This window comes from Streptomyces avidinii (genome assembly GCF_014650695.1).
GTDB lineage: Bacteria > Actinomycetota > Actinomycetes > Streptomycetales > Streptomycetaceae > Streptomyces > Streptomyces avidinii.
The window spans coordinates 45,574-64,527 of the sequence record NZ_BMVL01000004.1; the positions used below are offsets into that span (position 1 = coordinate 45,574).

Sequence of the window (18,954 nt, forward strand, 5' to 3'; positions counted from 1 at the left end):
CTACAGCCAGGTGTTGAACCGGCGGATGTACCAGGTCTTCACGAGCTGGGTGAGCGTGCAGTACGCGAGCAGTACGCCGATCAGCCACGGGAAGTAGCTCGCCGGCAGGGCCACGAAGCCCAGCGAGGGCGCCAGCGGCGAGAAGGGCAGCCAGAGCCCGGTCAGCACCGCGAGGACGGTCATCGCCATCACCGGCCAGGAGGCGCGGGACTGGATGAAGGGGATCTTCCGGGTGCGGATCATGTGGACGATCAGGGTCTGCGAGAGCAGGCCCTCGATGAACCAGCCGGACTGGAAGAGCGACTGCTCCGCCGCGCTGTTCGCCCCGAAGACGTGCCACATGATCAGGAACATCGAGATGTCGAAGACGGAGCTGACCGGACCGATGGTGACCACGAAGCGGCCGATGCCCTTGGCGTCCCAGTTGCGGGGCCTGCGCAGGTATTCCTCGTCCATCCGGTCCCACGGGGTCGCCAGCTGCGAGATGTCGTAGACCAGGTTCTGGACCAGCAGCATGATCGCGAGCATCGGCTGGAAGGGGATGAAGGCGCTCGCGACCAGGACCGAGAAGACGTTGCCGAAGTTCGACGACGCGGTCATCTTGATGTATTTGATCGTGTTGCCGAAGGTGGTCCGGCCCTGGATGACGCCCTGCTCCAGGACGGTCAGGTCCTTCTCCAGCAGGATGATGTCCGCGGACTCCTTGGCGATGTCCACAGCGGTGTCCACCGAGATGCCGACATCGGCGTCCCGCAGCGCGGCCGCGTCGTTGATGCCGTCGCCGAGGAACCCGACGGTGTGCCCGTCGGCCTGCAGGGCCCGTACGATCCGGGCCTTCTGGACCGGGTTGACCTTGGCGAAGACCGTCGTACGGGCGGCCAGCGCGCGCAGCGCCGCGTCGTCGAGGTCGTCCGTCCCGGAGCCGAGCACCACCTGCCCGACGTCGATGCCGACGTCGGCGCAGACCCGGGCGGCCACGAGCTCGTTGTCGCCGGTGACGACCTTCACCGCGATGCCCTTGTCGGCCAGGCCCGTCAGGGCCCGGGCTGCGTCGGCCTTCGGCGGGTCGAGGAAGGCGAGGAAACCGACCAGGGTCAGCCCGTCCTCGTCGGCGACCGCGTAGGTCTCCCGGGGGGTGTCCATCGTGCTGGTGGCGACGGCGAGGACCCGCAGGCCCTGCCGGTTGTTGTCCTCGGCGATCCGGGTGACGTGCCACCGCAGTTGCTCGGTCAGCTCGACCCTCTCACCGCGGTCCCTCATGTGGGTGCACAGGGCCAGGACCTCCTCCACGGCACCCTTGGTGATCATGATGTGCTCGGCTCGCCCGAAGTCACCCACCACGCAATTGCGCCCCAGGACCACGGACATCCTGCGCCGGGCGAAGTCGAAGGGGATCTCGTCGACCATCGAGAACCGTGCGTCGACGACAACCTCCTCGGCCTCGTCCACGCGGTCGATGACGGCCTGGTCCATCAGGTTCTTCAGACCGGTCTGGAAGTGCGAGTTGAGGTAGCCGTACTCCAGCACCTCGGTGTCCTCGTTGCCGTGCACGTCCAGGTAGCGGTCCAGGACGATCCGGTCCTCGGTGAGCGTGCCGGTCTTGTCCGTGCAGAGCACGTCCATCGCGCCCAGGTTCTGGATCGCGTTGAGCCGCTTGACGACCACCTTGTGCCGGGACATGGCCACCGCCCCGCGCGCCAGGTTGGCGGAGACGACCATCGGCAGCATCTCGGGGGTCAGCCCGACGGCGACGGCGATGCCGAAGAGGAAGGCCTCGTCCCAGTCGCCCTTCGTGAAGCCGTTGATCATGAACACGACCGGGACCATCACCAGCATGAAGCGGATGAGCAGGAAGCTGACCCTGCGCACGCCGGTGTCGAAATTGGTCTGCGGGCGCTCGCCGACCAGCGAGCCGGCCATCGAGCCGAAGTAGGTGTCGGCGCCGGTGGCGACGACCACGCCGGTGGCGGTGCCCGAGGTGACCGAGGTCCCCATCAGGACCAGGTTGTCGGCCTCCACCGGGTCGGTCGCGTCCGGCCTGCCGAGGTCCTGCAGGCGGGTGTCGGCCTTGGCCACCGGCAGGGACTCGCCGGAGAGCGCGGCCTGGCCGACATTGAGGTCCTTGGCGGTGATGAGCCGCAGGTCGGCCGGGATCAGGTCGCCGGCGGCCAGCTTGACCACGTCGCCGGGGACCACCTGGTCCATGGGCACCTCGAACGTGGTGGGCGCGGATCCGCTGCCGGCCCGGCGCTGCACCGCGCAGGTGGTGGAGACGAGCTTCTTCAGCGCGTCGGCGGCGCGGCCCGAGCGGAACTCCTGCCAGAACCGCAGCAGCCCGCTGATCCCCACCATCACGGAGAGGATGACGACGCCCGGGTCCGCGGGGTCCTGCCAGTACATGACCGCCGCGAGGAGGACCAGGACGGCGATGAAGGGGTTCCGGAAGGCCTTCGCCAGCTGGCGGTACCAGCGGGGGGCGCGCTCGTGGGCGACGACGTTGGCGCCGTGGCGCTCCAGGCGCAGGGCGGCCTCGGCGTGGGTGAGGCCGGCGGGCGAGGCGTCCACCTCCTGCAGGACCTGGACGCCGGAACGGGCGCTGATCCCGGCGAGGCGCTCGCCGACGAGCCGGGTATGGGCCTGCAGCTCGGCGGCCCGGCGCTCGCGGCGGGACCGGCCCGGCGGTGCGAGCTTGGTCGGGGTACGGGGGGTGAGCATGGTCATGACGAATACCTCCCTCCACGGTGTCCGGGCAGCGCGAAGCCGAGCGGTCACGTGGAGTGATCATGGGTCGGCGCGCAGCGGTCCGAAGGGACCGCGGGCACGCCGATGGGCATGGATGACGCACGCCCGGCAGAGTTGGCAGGGCATGCGGAAGGAAGGGAATGTGGAAGGAAAGAACGCGCAGCAACGCGAGCGCGCGGGGACAGCGGTCCGCCGCTGCCGTGCGTACGCAGGAAAGGTCAGCCGGTCACAAGGTCAGCCGACGAGAGCGCTGCAAGGACTTCGATCGGGACTCATCCCGAACACCTCCTTGCGCAGCGCGGTCATTACAAAACGCCCGATCCAGCCTGAAAGGCCACAGATGATCGGCGCCTCAGCGACCGTAGCACGATCCAGGGGGCCGTTTCCCTCCCCCTTTAGGTCAGTAGTGGCCGTTTCATGCCGCGTCAGCCTCTTGACGTCTGGATGCGCAAAGGATCGACTTAAGGTTCACAAGTTGGAGAGATGCCGGGGCCTCGGAGCGTGAAGCCGTGACGTGTCCCGGCCGGGGGGCGACGGCTTGCCGTCGCTAATGGGCAGGAGTGGATGAGTCGTGCAGACTCCCGGATCGCAGTCGTCGCTGCATCGCGCGAATCTCGAACGGGTCGTGCGGGCGGTGCGGCTCGCGGGATCGCTGACCCAGGCGGAGATCGCCCGCGCCACCGGACTGTCGGCGGCCACGGTCTCCAACATCGTCCGGGAGCTGAAGGACGGCGGGACCGTCGAGGTCACGGACACCTCGGCCGGCGGCCGCCGGGCCCGCAGCGTCTCGCTCAGCGGTGACGCGGGGATCGTCATCGGTGTCGACTTCGGCCACACCCACCTGCGGGTGGCAGTGGGGAACCTTGCCCACCAGGTGCTGGCCGAGGAGTCCGAGCCGCTCGACGTCGACGCCTCCTGGGCGGACGGCTTCGACCGGGCGGAGGCCCTGGTCGGCCGCCTGATCGCGGGCATCGGGGTGGGGCTGGAGAAGGTCATCGGCGTCGGGCTCGGCGTGCCCGGTCCGATCGACGTGGAGTCCGGGACCCTGGGCTCGACCGCGATCCTGCCGGGCTGGGCGGGCATCAACCCCCGCCAGGAGCTCTCGCAGCGCCTCGGGGTGCCCGTCTACGTGGACAACGACGCGAACCTCGGCGCCCTCGGTGAACTCGTTTGGGGGAGCGGGCGGGGAGTAAAGGACCTGGCCTACATCAAGGTGGCCAGCGGCGTCGGCGCGGGCCTCGTGATCAACGGCCAGATCTACCGCGGACCCGGCGGCACGGCGGGCGAGATCGGGCACATCACCCTGGACGAATCGGGCCCCGTCTGCCGCTGCGGCAACCGCGGCTGCCTGGAGACCTTCGCGGCCGCCCGGTACGTCCTGCCGCTGCTCCAGGGCACGCACGGGCCGGAATTGACGATGGAGCGGGTGGTCGAACTGGCCCGTGAGGGGGATCCCGGCTGCCGCCGCGTGATCACGGACGTGGGCCGGCACATCGGCAGCGGAGTGGCCAGTCTCTGCAACCTCCTGAACCCCAGCCGGGTGGTCCTGGGCGGCTCGCTGGCGGAGGCAGGTGAACTGGTCCTCGCCCCCATCCGTGAATCAGTGGGGAGGTACGCGATCCCCAGCGCGGCCCGGCAGTTGTCGGTGCTGACGGGGAACCTGGGCGGGCGCGCCGAGGTGCTGGGAGCGCTGGCGCTCGTACTCAGCGAGATGGGCGATTCGACACTTTTGTCAGATCATGGAAGTGGAGTGCGCGCTCCAGCGGTCTTGTCTTCAGGTAGATAACGAATGGCACCGTTGTCATCTCGTTAAGAATTCACTCCTTGACGGCAAAACGCGGCCGGGGTTGACTCACATCCACCTCGGCCGCGGCGTAGCGGCCTCGTCAGGGAGGTTCAAGTAATGAACACGCGAATGCGCAGAGCCGCTGTAGCCGTTGCCGCCGGCGCCATGGCCGTTTCCCTCGCCGCTTGTGGCAGTGCCAAGGAGGCCGGCGACAAGACCAAGGAGTCCTCCGGCGCTGCCAAGGGCGACGCGATCAAGGTCGGTCTGCTCCTGCCGGAGAACCAGACCGCGCGTTACGAGAAGTTCGACAAGCCGCTCATCGAGAAGAAGGTCGCCGAGCTCACCGGTGGCAAGGGCGAGGTCGTCTACGCCAACGCCAAGCAGGACGCGACCACGCAGAACTCGCAGGTCGACACGATGATCACCAACAAGGTGGACGTCCTCATCGTCGACGCGGTGGACTCCAAGGCCATCGCCGGTTCGGTCAAGAAGGCGAAGGAGGCCGGTATCCCGGTCGTCGCCTACGACCGCCTGGCCGAGGGCCCGATCGACGCCTACACCTCCTTCGACAACGAAGAGGTCGGCAAGGTCCAGGGCAAGGCGCTGCTGGAGGCGCTGGGCGACAAGGCCAAGGACGGCCAGATCGTCATGATGAACGGTTCGGTCACCGACCCGAACGCCAAGCTCTTCAAGTCCGGTGCGCACTCCGTCCTCGACGGCAAGGTGAACGTCGGCAAGGAGTACGACACCGTCGAGTGGAAGCCGGAGAACGCCAACACCAACATGGCGGCCGCCCTCTCCGCGCTCGGCAAGGACAAGGTCGTCGGCGTCTACTCCGCCAACGACGGCATGGCCGGCGGCATCATCACCGCCCTCAAGGCGGCCGGTGTCTCCCCGCTTCCGCCGGTCACCGGCCAGGACGCCGAACTCGCCGGTGTGCAGCGCATCGTCGCGGGTGAGCAGTTCATGAGCGTCTACAAGCCGTACGCCCCCGAGGCCGAGGCCGCGGCGAAGATGGCCGTCGCCCTCGCCAAGGGCGAGAAGCTCGAGGGAGTCACCACCTCCACGGTCGACAGCCCGACCACCAAGGGTGTCGCGTCCGTGCTGATCCCGGTCGTCTCGCTCACCAAGGGCAACATCAAGGACACCGTCGTCAAGGACGGCGTCTACTCGATCGACGAGATCTGCAGCGACAAGTACGCGGCGGCCTGCGCCGCCGCCGGCCTGAAGTAGCGGCCCCCGTCGTCTCCCCGCGAGACGGCCCCCCGTGCCTGACCGGCGTCCCGCCCCCTCATCCCCGCCACCGGGCGGGGCGCCGGGCAGAAACGTTCCTCCCCCATACGCCCTGCTCCTGCTCTTTTGCACGACATCCCCGCCGGTCAGGCGGCGAAGGAGATGGTTCATGTGTCCGCTGCGCCCGTGCTGGCGTTGCGAGGGGTCTCGAAGCGGTTCGGCGCCGTTCAGGCCCTCACCGACGTAGAACTCGAGATCCACTCCGGTGAAGTGGTCGCCCTCGTCGGCGACAACGGTGCCGGAAAGTCCACGCTGGTCAAGACGATCGCCGGCGTGCATCCCATCGATGAAGGTGTCATCGAGTGGGAGGGCCGCCCGGTCGCCATCGGCAAGCCCCACGACGCCCAGAACCTGGGCATCGCGACGGTCTACCAGGACCTGGCGCTCTGCGACAACATCGATGTTGTCGGCAACCTCTTCCTCGGCCGGGAGCTCAAGAGCTTCGGCATCCTCGACGAGGTGGAGATGGAGCGGCGCGCCCGCGAGCTCCTGACCACCCTGTCCATCCGGATCCCCAGTGTCCGGATCCCCATCGCCTCGCTCTCCGGCGGTCAGCGCCAGACCGTGGCGATCGCGCGTTCCATGCTGGGCGAGCCCCAGCTCGTCATCCTCGACGAGCCCACCGCCGCCCTCGGCGTCGAGCAGACCGCCCAGGTCCTCGACCTGGTGGAGCGGCTGCGCGAGCGCGGCCACGCCGTCATCCTCATCAGCCACAACATGGCCGATGTGAAGGCCGTCGCCGACAAGGTGGCGGTTCTGCGGCTCGGCCGCAACAACGGTGTCTTCAATGTCGCCGACACCTCGCAGGAAGAGATCATCTCCGCCATCACCGGTGCCACGGACAACGCCGTGACCCGCCGGGCGGCCCGCACCTCGGAGGCCGGCAAGTGAGCACCCAGAACCCTGCCACCGGTCCACTGGACAAGGGCCCCGTCGAGCAGCAGGAGCACATCGACCCGGTCAACCCGGCGGCCGCGCACGACGCGATCCCGGCCGTGGACCCCCGCCTGCTCGTCAGGGAGGAGGGCCTCGCCGGATACGTGGGCGAGTTCAAGCGCAAGATGAAGGCCGGCGACCTGGGTTCCCTCCCGGTCGTCATCGGCCTGATCGTCATCTGGTCCATCTTCCAGGGGCTGAACTCGAACTTCCTCTCCCCGGAGAACCTCACCAACATCGCGATCACGATGACCGGCACCGGCATGATCGCCATCGGCATCATCTTCGTGCTGCTGCTCGGTGAGATCGACCTCTCGGTCGGCTCGGTGAGCGGTGTCTCGGGGGCGATCGTCGCCGTCCTCGCCGTCACCCACGGCGTGAACGAATGGCTGGCGATCCTGGCGGCCATCGTCGGTGGGGCCCTGATCGGCTCCATCCACGGCTTCTTCTTCGCCAAGATCGGCGCCCCGGCCTTCGCCGTCACCCTGTCGGGCCTGCTCTTCTGGCTCGGCGCGATGCTGCAGATCCTCGGCAGCAACGGCACGATCAACATCGACTCCGACGGCGTGGTCGGCCAGCTGACCACGTACTTCTTCTCGGACGTGGCCGTCGCCTACGGGCTGGCCGCGCTCGCGGTGGCCGGTTACTTCCTCGCGTCCTTCCTCGACGCGAGGCGCCGCGAGGCCGCCGGGATGCCCTCCCGGCCGCTCGTCGAGGTCCTGCTGCGCACCGGCCTGCTCGCGCTGTGCACCTTCGGCCCCGCCGTGCTGTTCAACCAGTACAAGGGCCTGCCGCTCGCGGTGGTGCTCTTCCTGCTGGCCCTGGTCGTCACGGACTTCCTGCTGCGCCGCACGACCTTCGGGCGAAACGTTTTCGCACTGGGCGGCAGCGTCGAGGCCTCCCGCCGCGCGGGCATCAACGTCACCCGGATCCGGATCACGGTCTTCGCGATCTCCAGCACCTTCGCCGCCATCGGCGGCCTGTTCTGGGCCTCCAAGATCGCGGCGGCCAACCAGAGCGCCGGCGCCGGCGACCTGCTGATGAACGTGATCGCGGCGGCCGTCATCGGCGGCACCAGCCTCTTCGGCGGCCGGGGCCGGACCTGGAACGCCCTCCTCGGCGTCATGGTCATCGTCTCGATCCAGTACGGTCTGGCTCTGGAAGGCATCGCGACGCCGATCCAGTACATGATCACCGGTGCGGTGCTGCTGACCACCGTGGTGATCGACTCGGTCTCGCGCAAGACCCAGAAGACGGCCGGACGCGCCTGACAGCGCGTCCGATCGCCCGCCGGAGCGGCATTCGGCGGTAAGACCGGTCACAGTGCCCGGCGCCACTTCTTGTGGCGCCGGGCATCCGTGCTTACACGTACGGGGTACTCATGTGCGGGTATACGCCCGTATGTGATGTGTGGCCGAGCATTCGTGCGTACATGTATGACAAAGGTGTGACTCCCCCGGGACGGCCCGATGACCGAGCCCGGGAGCGGAACATTAGACTCGACAGACCAGCTAGCAACTGCAAGGAGGCACGGGTGCTGCTGACCCGCATCAAGGGACCGCGCGATCTGGACCGGCTCAGCCAGGAGGAGCTCGACCAGCTCGCGGCCGAGATCAGGTCCTTCCTCGTCGACGCCGTCTCCAAGACCGGCGGGCACCTCGGCCCCAACCTCGGGGTGGTCGAACTGACGATCGCCCTGCACCGGGTCTTCGACTCGCCCAAGGACAAGGTCCTCTTCGACACCGGCCACCAGGCCTACGTCCACAAGCTGCTCACGGGCCGCCAGGACTTCGCCGGCCTGCGCACCAAGAACGGCCTGTCCGGCTATCCCTCGCGCGCCGAGTCCGACCACGACGTGATCGAGAACTCGCACGCCTCCACCGTGCTCGGCTGGGCCGACGGCCTGGCCAAGGCCAACGAGGTGCTGGGCCGCGAGGACCACCACGTCGCCGCCGTCATCGGCGACGGCGCGCTGACCGGTGGCATGGCCTGGGAGGCGCTGAACAACATCGCCGCCGCCAAGGACCGCCCCCTCGTCATCGTCGTCAACGACAACGAGCGCTCCTACGGCCCCACCATCGGCGGCCTCGCCAACCACCTGGCCACCCTGCGCACCACGGACGGCTACGAGCGCTTCCTGGCCCGCGGCAAGGAGATCCTGGAGCGCACCCCGGTCGTCGGGAAGCCGCTCTTCGAGACCCTGCACGGCGCCAAGAAGGGGCTCAAGGACTTCATCGCCCCGCAGGGCATGTTCGAGGACCTCGGGCTCAAGTACATCGGGCCCATCGACGGCCACGACATCGAGGCCCTGGAGTCCGCCCTGCAGCGCGCCAAGCGCTTCAGCGGCCCGGTCATCGTGCACTGCCTCACCCAGAAGGGCCGCGGCTACACCCCGGCCCTGGAGCACGAGGCGGACCGCTTCCACGCGGTCGGCGTGATCCACCCGGACACCGGTCTGCCGGTGAAGACCGCCGCGGCCAGCTGGACCTCCGTCTTCGCCGACGAGATGGTCAAGCTCGGCCACGAGCGCGAGGACATCGTCGGCATCACCGCCGCGATGCTCCACCCGGTCGGCCTCAACAAGTTCGCCGAGGCCTTCCCGAACCGGATCTACGACGTCGGCATCGCCGAGCAGCACGGCGCCACCTCGGCGGCGGGCCTCGCCACCGGCGGGGTCCACCCGGTCTTCGCGGTGTACGCCACGTTCCTCAACCGTGCCTTCGACCAGGTCCTGATGGACGTGGCCCTGCACAAGTGCGGGGTCACCTTCGTCCTGGACCGCGCCGGTGTCACCGGTGACGACGGCGCCTCCCACAACGGCATGTGGGACATGTCCATCCTGCAGGTCGTCCCCGGTCTGCGGCTCGCCGCCCCGCGCGACGCCGAGCAGCTGCGCGCCCAGCTCCGCGAGGCCGTCGCGGTCAAGGACGCCCCGACCGTCGTGCGCTACTCCAAGGGCGTCGTCGGCCCGGCCGTCCCGGCCGTCGGCCGGATCGGCGGCATGGACGTCCTGCGGGCCCCGCGCGCCGAGGTCACCCACCCCCTCGGCCCTTCGGGCCTGGGGGGACCCCTTGGGGACGTACTGCTCGTCTCGGTCGGCGCGCTCGCCCCGATGTGCCTGGAGATCGCCGATCTGCTGGACAAGCAGGGCATCTCCACGACCGTGGTCGACCCCCGCTGGGTCAAGCCCGTGGACGAGGCCCTGGCCCCGCTCGCGGACCGGCACCGCGTGGTCGTCACCGTCGAGGACAACGGCCGCACCGGCGGTGTGGGAGCGGCCGTCTCGCAGGCCCTGCGGGACGCGGGCGTCGACGTACCGCTGCGCGACTTCGGCATTCCGCAGCGCTTCCTCGACCACGCCCTCCGCAAGGAGATCCTGGCCGAGATCGGCCTGACCGCGCCGGACATCGCCCGGCAGGTCACCGGCCTGGTCGCCAAGCTCGACGGCCGCTACGACAGCGAGCCGGCCGCCGCCGTCGACTAGTCCGGAAACCGCCGCGCGCGCCGTTCGTAGATCGAGGCGCGGTTGCACGTCACGGGCCGGGAGATCACTCTTGAGGAGTGGGCCTCCCGGCCCGTTCGTGCGTCGTCACCTCTCGGAGGCGTCGGTGAGCAAGGATCTGAACAGCCCATTCCGTACCAAGACGGTGGAGCAGTCCATCCGCGACACGGAGGAGCCGGAGCACGCGCTCCGGAAGTCGCTTTCCGCCTGGGACCTCACGGTCTTCGGGGTGGGCGTCATCATCGGCACCGGCATCTTCGTCCTGACGGGCATCGCCGCCCGCAACAATGCCGGTCCCGCCACCGCCCTGGCCTTCGTGGCAGCGGGCATCGTCTGCGCCCTCGCGGCGCTCTGCTACGCCGAGTTCGCGTCCACCGTCCCGGTGGCCGGGTCGGCGTACACGTTCTCGTACGCCTCGATCGGTGAGCTGCCCGCCTGGATCATCGGCTGGGACCTGGTGCTGGAGTTCGCACTCGGCACCGCCGTCGTCGCGGTCGGCTGGTCCGGGTACGTACGCCACCTCATGGACACCAACCTCGGCTGGACCCTGCCGACCTCCCTGTCCGGCCCCGATGCCGGCGGCCACTTCGACCTGCTGGCGTTCCTGCTGGTCCTGGCGCTGACGGCGATCCTGGTCGTCGGGACGAAGCTCTCGGCCCGCATCACCGCGGTCGTCGTCGCCATCAAGGTCACGGTCGTGCTGCTGGTCATCATCGCGGGCCTGTTCTTCATCAAGGCCGACAACTACTCGCCGTTCATCCCGCCGGCCCAGCCACAGGCCGAGGGCGTCAGCGGCTGGCACTCGCCCCTGGTCCAGCTGCTCTTCGGCTACGAGCCCACGAACTTCGGCGTCATGGGCATCTTCACGGCGGCCTCGCTCATCTTCTTCGCCTTCATCGGCTTCGACGTGGTGGCGACGGCGGCCGAGGAGACCAAGAACCCACAGCGGGACATGCCGCGCGGCATCCTCGGCTCGCTGCTGGTCTGCACGGTGCTGTACGTCGCCGTGACCCTGGTGGTCACCGGCATGCAGAAGTACTCGGAGATGTCCCCGACCGCGCCGCTCGCCGAAGCCTTCAAATCGGTGAACCAGCCGTTCTTCTCGGGTGCCATCAGCCTCGGCGCGGCCGTCGGTCTGATCACCGTGTGCATGATCCTGCTGCTCGGCCAGACCCGCGTGTTCTTCGCGATGAGCCGTGACGGACTGCTGCCGCGGGTCTTCTCCGTGACGCACCCGAAGTACCGCACCCCCTACCGGGCGACCCTGCTGCTCGGCGGGATCATCGCGATCGTCGCGGGTTTCACCAGCCTGGAGACCCTCGCGGAACTGGTGAACATCGGCACCCTGTTCGCCTTCGTGGTGGTCGCGCTGGGCGTGATCGTCCTGCGCAAGACCCGCCCCGACCTGCACCGGTCCTTCCGGACCCCGTGGGTGCCGTTCATCCCGATCGTGTCGATCGCGGCCTCGTTCTGGCTGATGCTCAACCTGCCGGCCGAGACCTGGCTGCGCTTCGGCATCTGGATGGCCATCGGCATCGTCGTCTACTTCCTCTACGGCTACCGCAACAGCCGCCTGCACAAGGTCGGTCAGGACGCGAAGTTCTGAGCGCCGCTCGCCGGCCGCACACGACGCAGCGGGCCCGTACGGAAGAGATTCCCGTACGGGCCCGCTGCGTCGTGCGTGCGGTGCGGCAGGCGGCTCAGCCCTTGGCGGGGGAGTTCTTCGCCGAGGCCGGGACCTTCTGGTCGGTGCGCAGGGCCTCCCACAGCTGGGTCGCCTGCGGCTCGGCCACGACCACGCGGTTCGGGTCCACCTTGTCGTAGGCGACCGGAAGCATGATCGTCTCCATCGTGTCCGGGTCGACGCCCTTCATGCTCTGCGCGAAGTCGGACAGCGCGGTGAGCGAGGCGAGGTCGGAGTCGGTGGTCAGCGACTTGGTCCCGGCGTCCGCGAGCTTGTACAGCCGCGCCGGGTTGCCGAGGGCGTCCTGCTTCTTGATCTCGGACAGCATGGCCATCATGAACTGCTGCTGCAGGCCGATGCGGCCGAGGTCGCTGCCGTCGCCGTAGCCGTAGCGGGTACGGACGAACTTGAGCGAGTCGGTGCCGTTCAGCCGGTGCGAGCCGGCGTCCAGCTTGAGGCCGCCCTTGGCGCCGCTCATCGGCTTGTCCAGGGTGACGGTGACCCCGCCCAGCGCGTCGACCAGGCCCTTGAAGCCGGCGAAGTCCACCTCGACGAAGTGGTCCACGCGGACACCGGACAGCTGCTCCACCGTGTTGACCACACAGGCCGGACCGGCGAGCGAGTAGACGGAGTTGAACATGACCCGCTTGGCGGACGGCAGGGTCTTGCCCTTCCCGTCCTTGCACTCGGGCCGGGTGATCAGGGTGTCGCGGGGGATGCTCACCGCGGTCGCCTTGGCCCGGCCCTCGGGTATGTGCACCAGCATCGCGGTGTCCGAGCGGGCGCCGCTGACATCGCCGTGGTCGAGATCGGCATTGGCCCCGGCCCGCGAGTCGGAGCCGAGCACCAGGATGTTCTGGGCGTTCGCGACGACCTTCTTGGGTCGGTTGTCGCCGATCGCCTGGTCCAGGTCGACGCTGTCGATGTTGGAGTTCAGGTGACTGTAGGCCCACCAGCCGGCCCCGGCCGTGCCCAGGATCAGCACGGCGACCAGCAGCAGGGTGATCCGCAGAACGCGGCGGCGGCGCTTGGGCCGCGCGTGCTTTTCCGTCATGAGGGTGAATCTTAGACAGGTATTCGAACGGATTCGGCCCGCCCCCCGGAGGGAGCGGGCCGAGCCGCTGTACGGCTGTCTGCGACCGGTACTAGACCGGCACGCTCGCGAGGCCGGGGGCGAGGAACTTCTTGCCGTTGACGCGCTCCGAGACGCCTTCACGGTCCAGGTACGGCGTCACGCCGCCCAGGTGGAAGGGCCAGCCGGCGCCCGTGATGAGGCAGAGGTCGATGTCCTGGGCCTCGGCCACGACACCCTCCTCCAGCATCAGGCCGATCTCCTGCGCCACCGCGTCCAGGACGCGGTCGCGGACCTGCTCCTCGGTCAGGACGACATCGCCCTGGACCAGGAGGGCGGCGACCTCGGGGTCCAGCTCCGGCTTGCCGGAATCGTAGACGTAGAAGCCGCGCTTGCCCGCCTTGACGACGGCAGCCAGGTTCGGGGAGACGGTGAAGCGCTCCGGGAAGGCGCGGTTCAGGGTCTCGGAGACGTGCAGACCGATCGCAGGTCCCACGAGCTCCAGGAGCACCAGCGGGGACATCGGCAGGCCGAGCGGCTCGATGGCCTTCTCCGCCGTGACGACCGGGGTGCCCTCGTCGATGACGTTCTGGATCTCGCCCATGAAGCGGGTCAGGATGCGGTTCACGACGAACGCCGGGGCGTCCTTGGTGAGGACCGCGGTCTTCTTCAGCTTCCTGGCGACACCGAAGGCCGTGGCCAGCGAGGCGTCGTCGGTCTGCTCACCGCGGACGATCTCCAGCAGCGGGAGGATCGCGACCGGGTTGAAGAAGTGGAAGCCGACCACGCGCTCCGGGTGCTGGAGCTTGGAGGCCATCTCCGACACCGACAGCGAGGAGGTGTTGGTGGCGAGGATCGCGTGCGCCGGGGCGACCGCCTCGACCTCCGCGAACACCTTCTGCTTGACGGACATCTCCTCGAACACGGCCTCGATGATGAAGTCCGCGTCCGCGAAGCCCTCGGCCTTGTCCAGGACACCGGTCACCAGGGCGGTCAGGCGGTTGGCCTTGTCCTGGTTGATGCGGCCCTTGCCGAGGAGCTTCTGGATCTCGGCGTGGACGTAGCCCACACCCTTGTCCACGCGCTCCTGGTCGATGTCGGTGAGGACCACCGGCACCTCCAGGCGGCGCAGGAAGAGCAGCGCCAGCTGCGAGGCCATCAGGCCCGCGCCGACGACGCCGACCTTGGTGACCGGACGGGCCAGGGACTTGTCCGGGGCACCGGCCGGGCGCTTGGCGCGCTTCTGGACCAGGTTGAAGGCGTAGATGCCCGAGCGCAGCTCGCCGCCCATGATGAGGTCGGCCAGGGCCGCGTCCTCGGCGTCGAAGCCGGCCTGGAGGTCGCCCGACTTGGCCGCGGCGATGATGTCCAGCGCGCGGTAGGCGGCGGGAGCGGCGCCGTGCACCTTGGAGTCCGCGATGAAGCGGCCCTTGGCGACGGCCGCGTCCCAGGCCTCGCCGCGGTCGATCTCGGAGCGGACGACCTCGGTGGTGCCGTTCAGGACGTTCGCGGTCCACAGGAGCGACTGCTCCAGGAAGTCCGCGCCCTCGAACAGCGCGTCGGCGATGCCCAGGTCGAAGACCTGCTTGCCGCGCAGCTGCTTGTTCTGGTTGAGCGAGTTCTCGATGATCACCGAGATCGCGCGCTCGGCGCCGATCAGGTTCGGCAGGATGGCGCAGCCGCCCCAGCCGGGAACCAGCCCGAGGAAGACCTCGGGGAGCGAGAAGGCCGGGATGGCCTTCGAGACGGTGCGGTAGGTGCAGTGCAGACCGACCTCGACGCCGCCGCCCATGGCCGCGCCGTTGTAGTACGCGAAGGTCGGTACGGCCAGCGCGGAGAGGCGCTTGAAGACGTCGTGGCCGCCCTTGCCGATGGCGAGCGCCTCGTCGTGCTTCTTCAGCAGCTCGACACCCTTGAGGTCGGCGCCGACCGCGAAGATGAACGGCTTGCCGGTGATGCCCGCGCCGACGATGGAGCCGGCGATGGCCTCCTGCTCGACCTGGTCGATCGCCGCGTTCAGGTTGGCGAGCGACTGCGGACCGAAGGTGGTCGGCTTGGTGTGGTCGAAGCCGTTGTCCAGCGTGATGAGCGCGAAGCGCCCGGCGCCGAACGGCAGGTCCAGGTGGCGGACGTGCGCGGACGTGACGACCTCGTCCGGGAACAGCTCGGCCGCGCCCTTCAGGAGCTCAGCGGTGGTGCTCACTTGGAGTCTCCCTCGGCGTTGAAGTTCGGGTTCTCCCAGATGACCGTGGCGCCCATGCCGAAGCCGACGCACATGGTGGTCAGGCCGTAGCGGACGTGCGGCTGCTCCTCGAACTGACGGGCCAGCTGCGTCATCAGGCGCACGCCCGAGGAGGCGAGCGGGTGACCGAAGGCGATGGCGCCGCCGTACTGGTTCACGCGGGCGTCGTCGTCGGCGATGCCGTAGTGCTCCAGGAAGGCGAGGACCTGGACCGCGAAGGCCTCGTTGACCTCGAAGAGACCGATGTCATCGATCGTCAGGCCGGCCTGGGCCAGGGCCTTCTCGGTGGCCGGGATCGGGCCGTAGCCCATGACCTCGGGCTCGACTCCCGCGAAGGAGTACGAGACGAGGCGCATCTTGACCGGGAGGTTGTTCTCCCGGGCGAAGTCCTCGGACGCGATGATCGCGGCGGTGGCACCGTCGTTGAGACCGGCGGCGTTGCCCGCGGTGACCCGGCCGTGCGTACGGAACGGGGTCTTCAGGCCGGACAGGTTCTCCAGCGTGGTGCCCGGGCGCATCGGCTCGTCGGTGGTGACCAGGCCCCAGCCCGTCTCGCCGACCTCCGCGTTGGTGTTGCGGACCGAGATCGGTACCAGGTCCTGCTGGATCTTGCCGTCGGCGTACGCCTTGGCGGCCTTCTCCTGCGAGCGCACGGCGTACTCGTCGGCGCGGAGCTTGGTGATCGTCGGGTACCGGTCGTGCAGGTTCTCGGCGGTCATGCCCATGAACAGGGCGGACTCGTCGACCAGCTTCTCGGAGACGAAGCGCGGGTTCGGGTCCACGCCCTCGCCCATGGGGTGACGGCCCATGTGCTCGACACCGCCGGCGAGGGCGACGTCGTACGCACCGAAGGCCACACCGCCCGCGACGGCGGTCACGGCGGTCAGCGCGCCGGCGCACATGCGGTCGATGGAGTAGCCCGGGACGGACTGCGGGAGGCCCGCGAGAATGCCGGCGGTACGGCCCAGCGTGAGGCCCTGGTCACCGATCTGCGTGGTCGCGGCGATGGCGACCTCGTCGATCTTCTTGGGGTCCAGGTCCGGGTTGCGGCGCAGCAGCTCCCGGATCGCCTTCACGACGAGGTCGTCGGCGCGGGTCTCGTGGTAGATGCCCTTCGGGCCCGCCTTGCCGAACGGGGTGCGGACGCCGTCGACGAAGACGACGTCCCTGACGGTACGAGGCACGTTGGCTCTCCTCCAGGTGCGGGTGTGCACTGCTGCGCGCGGGGGCGTTCGGCATAGGTCGCTGAGCGCCCGCTCACCCGACCATGCTACTTGCGGGTAACCAATGTGCACACCCCCTCCCGGAGGAGCGGCGAAGGTCACACTCCCCGGCGCGGGCGGCGTGGCTGCGCCTGCCCCCCCGCGACCGCGCCCCGGGGGCCGGGGCCTCACGCGCCGACGGGGCTGGACTCGTCCGGGGCGGGCGCGGGGGATCGGCCGGGACCGGTGCGCATCGCCCCGGCCAGGGGGCCGGAGGAGCGGATCACGTCCGCGGTGAACTCGCGGCGCCCGACGCCCAGGTGGCGCAGGGCCGGGCCGTGGTCCGCGGCGACGACCACGGCCGCCCCCGCGAGCAGGGCCCGCCAGGCCGCCGTCGCGCACCGGCGGACGGGAGCCGGGAGGGGGGACAGCCCCTCGCGCAGCCGTCGGCAGTGGAACGGCACGTGCCGTTCCTCGTCCGCCAGGATCCGGCCCGCCACCTCCGCGGTGAGCGGATCCGGGGCCCCGTCCCGCACCGCCCGGTAGTACCGCAGGGCCACCACCTCCGCGACCATCAGCACCAGCAGTTCGACCCGCAGCCCCAGGAGCCTGCGCAGCCGCACGAACACCGCGTCGCTCCAGTGCCCGGACAGGGTGCCCGCGCCCCCGGCCGTCAGCAGCAGAGCCAGCATCCGCGCGTGGTTCTGCTCCTCCGCGACGAACAGCCGCACCGCCGCGGCGTACACCGGATCCCCGGCCCGCTCCGCCTTCCCGATCAGGGCGGAGCCGTCCCCGTCCTCACCCACCTGGAACCGCTGAAGGCTCCGCACGAGCGCGGGATCCAGCGCCGCGCCCCGGGTCCACGCGGGATCGCCCACCGTCGCGCGGCGCTCCCGCTCGGCCTCGAAGTCCCGTACCCACGCCTCGTATTCGCGATTGATCATGTTCAAAAACTAGCGAGCTTTGAGCGTGTTCAAAAGATACCCCGGGTGGTTGTGGCGGAACCGGGACACTCGCTGCGCGCGGACGCGCGAGAGCCCCCGGCCGCTGTGATCGGCCGGGGGCTCTCGGGCGAACCGGTCCCAGGGGGTGCGTCAGGCGGTGGCGGCCAGGGCCGTGACCAGCGCCGGGGTCACCAGTTCGATCTGCCAGGGCCGGGCGCCGTAGCCCGCCAGGGCCTGCGACACCGCGTCCGCGGCCGGCCGCTGCGGCGGCTCCCAGCACAGCCTGCGGACCGTGTCCGGGGTGATCAGGTTCTCCTGCGGCAGGTTGAGCTTCTCCGCCAGCGCCGAGACGGCGGTACGGGCCGCCGAGAGCCGGGCTGCGGCTGCCGGGTCCTTGTCCACCCAGGAGCGCGGCGGCGGAGGACCGGCCGGGGTCGCCCCGGGCTGCGGCAGCTCGCTCTCGGGCAGGGCCTTCGCCCGGTCCACGGCGGCCATCCACTGGTCCAGCTGGCGCCGGCCCATCCGCTGCCCGTAGCCCGGCAGGGCGGAGAGGGTGTGCACGTTGGCCGGCAGGGCGAGCGCTGCCTCGACGATCGCGGCGTCGCCCAGCACCTTGCCCGGCGACACGTCACGCCGCTGCGCGATCCGGTCCCGGGACTCCCACAGCTCGCGCACGACCGCCATCTGCCGGCGCCGGCGCACCTTGTGCATGCCGGACGTACGGCGCCACGGGTCCTTGCGCGGCGGGGCGGGCGGGGCGGAGGCGATGGCGTCGAATTCCTGGCGGGCCCATTCGAGCTTGCCCTGCCGGTCCAGCTCCTTCTCCAGCGCGTCGCGCAGGTCCACCAGCAGCTCGACGTCCAGGGCGGCGTAGCGCAGCCACGGCTCGGGGAGCGGACGGGTCGACCAGTCGACGGCCGAGTGGCCCTTCTCCAGCGCGTAGCCGAGCACGCTCTCGACCATCGCGCCGAGCCCGACCCGCGGGAAACCGGCGAGGCGGCCGGCCAGCTCGGTGTCGAACAGGGAGGTGGGCACCATGCCTATTTCCCGCAGGCACGGCAGGTCCTGGGTGGCGGCGTGCAGGATCCATTCGGTACCGGACAGGGCGTCGCCCAGTGCGGACAGGTCGGGACAGCCCACCGGGTCGATCAGTGCGGACCCCGCGCCCTCGCGGCGCAGCTGCACCAGGTAGGCGCGCTGGCCGTACCGGTACCCGGAGGCCCGTTCGGCGTCGACGGCGACGGGGCCGGTGCCCGCGGCGAAGGCCGCGACCACTTCGGCAAGGGCGTCCGCGTCGGCGACCACCGGAGGAATGCCCTCGCGGGGCTCCAACAAGGGAGTCGGCAGCCCACCGGGCGGAACAACGACGTCGTCCGAGGGGCCGCCCCCGGTGGTGGTGCGCAGGTCTGCTGCGGGATCTTGGGCGTCGGTCACCGGTCAAGGGTATCCGTGTATACGACGCGCCCGTCGCCGGAACGTTCCGTCGACGGGCGCGAGCGGTATGCGGGGCGTTTTCCCGGCGTCCTCCGGGGGTCTCCCGGGAGGTTTCCA

General features: G+C 69.7%; 12 protein-coding genes. 6 read left to right on the forward strand and 6 right to left on the reverse strand.

All coding sequences use genetic code 11. The annotated features are described in order from the left end of the window. The gene (gene mgtA / locus IE257_RS11335) at positions 1-2,721 is read right to left on the reverse strand and encodes a magnesium-translocating P-type ATPase (protein ID WP_189967453.1); all 2,721 of its coding nucleotides are present in this window, start codon (positions 2,719-2,721) and stop codon (positions 1-3) included. Between the two features lie 592 nt (positions 2,722-3,313). On the opposite strand from mgtA, the gene IE257_RS11340 reads away from it, so the two are divergent. The 6 genes from IE257_RS11340 to IE257_RS11365 all read left to right on the forward strand — a co-directional run bounded on the left by IE257_RS11340 (position 3,314) and on the right by IE257_RS11365 (position 11,865). Beyond that, complete coding sequence (locus IE257_RS11340) at positions 3,314-4,528, forward strand: ROK family transcriptional regulator (protein ID WP_189967455.1); 1,215 nt, start codon at positions 3,314-3,316, stop codon at positions 4,526-4,528. Positions 4,529-4,645: 117 nt separating this feature from the next. Continuing rightward, positions 4,646-5,761, forward strand: coding sequence for a substrate-binding domain-containing protein (locus IE257_RS11345; protein ID WP_189967457.1), 1,116 nt, complete (start codon positions 4,646-4,648; stop codon positions 5,759-5,761). A gap of 162 nt (positions 5,762-5,923) precedes the next feature. Next, positions 5,924-6,712, forward strand: coding sequence for an ATP-binding cassette domain-containing protein (locus tag IE257_RS11350; RefSeq protein ID WP_052876943.1), 789 nt, complete (start codon positions 5,924-5,926; stop codon positions 6,710-6,712). A 59-nt stretch (positions 6,713-6,771) separates the two neighbouring features. Next, on the forward strand, positions 6,772-8,028 hold the full coding sequence (locus IE257_RS11355) for a sugar ABC transporter permease (RefSeq protein WP_229920332.1): 1,257 nt from the start codon (positions 6,772-6,774) through the stop codon (positions 8,026-8,028). Positions 8,029-8,291: 263 nt separating this feature from the next. Continuing rightward, positions 8,292-10,241: a 1-deoxy-D-xylulose-5-phosphate synthase gene (gene dxs / locus IE257_RS11360; protein WP_189967460.1), complete on the forward strand. Its 1,950-nt coding sequence runs from the start codon at positions 8,292-8,294 to the stop codon at positions 10,239-10,241. A 124-nt stretch (positions 10,242-10,365) separates the two neighbouring features. After that, positions 10,366-11,865, forward strand: coding sequence for an amino acid permease (locus tag IE257_RS11365; protein ID WP_189967462.1), 1,500 nt, complete (start codon positions 10,366-10,368; stop codon positions 11,863-11,865). Between the two features lie 94 nt (positions 11,866-11,959). On the opposite strand, the gene IE257_RS11370 is transcribed toward IE257_RS11365, so the two are convergent. The 5 genes from IE257_RS11370 to IE257_RS11390 all read right to left on the reverse strand — a co-directional run bounded on the left by IE257_RS11370 (position 11,960) and on the right by IE257_RS11390 (position 18,837). After that, complete coding sequence (locus IE257_RS11370) at positions 11,960-12,997, reverse strand: LCP family protein (RefSeq protein ID WP_189967464.1); 1,038 nt, start codon at positions 12,995-12,997, stop codon at positions 11,960-11,962. A 91-nt stretch (positions 12,998-13,088) separates the two neighbouring features. Next, positions 13,089-15,218, reverse strand: coding sequence for a 3-hydroxyacyl-CoA dehydrogenase NAD-binding domain-containing protein (locus IE257_RS11375; RefSeq protein ID WP_189967467.1), 2,130 nt, complete (start codon positions 15,216-15,218; stop codon positions 13,089-13,091). Beyond that, entirely contained in the window at positions 15,215-16,441 is a 1,227-nt protein-coding gene (locus IE257_RS11380; protein ID WP_053177207.1) for a thiolase family protein, read from the reverse strand. The genes IE257_RS11375 and IE257_RS11380 overlap by 4 nt, the downstream gene beginning before the upstream one ends. Positions 16,442-16,647: 206 nt before the next feature. Continuing rightward, positions 16,648-17,403, reverse strand: coding sequence for a ferritin-like domain-containing protein (locus IE257_RS11385; RefSeq protein WP_189967469.1), 756 nt, complete (start codon positions 17,401-17,403; stop codon positions 16,648-16,650). Positions 17,404-17,553: 150 nt separating this feature from the next. Beyond that, the gene (locus IE257_RS11390) at positions 17,554-18,837 is read right to left on the reverse strand and encodes an HRDC domain-containing protein (protein WP_189967470.1); all 1,284 of its coding nucleotides are present in this window, start codon (positions 18,835-18,837) and stop codon (positions 17,554-17,556) included. Positions 18,838-18,954: the final 117 nt, after the last annotated feature.

Excerpts from the sequence above, each read along its gene's own strand:
- IE257_RS11370 (WP_189967464.1), bottom strand. The coding sequence starts at position 12,997 with ATGACGGAAAAGCACGCGCGGCCCAAGCGCCGCCGCCGCGTTCTGCGG.
- IE257_RS11385 (WP_189967469.1), bottom strand. The coding sequence starts at position 17,403 with ATGATCAATCGCGAATACGAGGCGTGGGTACGGGACTTCGAGGCCGAG.
- IE257_RS11350 (WP_052876943.1), top strand. The coding sequence starts at position 5,924 with ATGGTTCATGTGTCCGCTGCGCCCGTGCTGGCGTTGCGAGGGGTCTCG.
- mgtA (WP_189967453.1), bottom strand. The coding sequence starts at position 2,721 with ATGACCATGCTCACCCCCCGTACCCCGACCAAGCTCGCACCGCCGGGC.
- IE257_RS11345 (WP_189967457.1), top strand. The coding sequence starts at position 4,646 with ATGAACACGCGAATGCGCAGAGCCGCTGTAGCCGTTGCCGCCGGCGCC.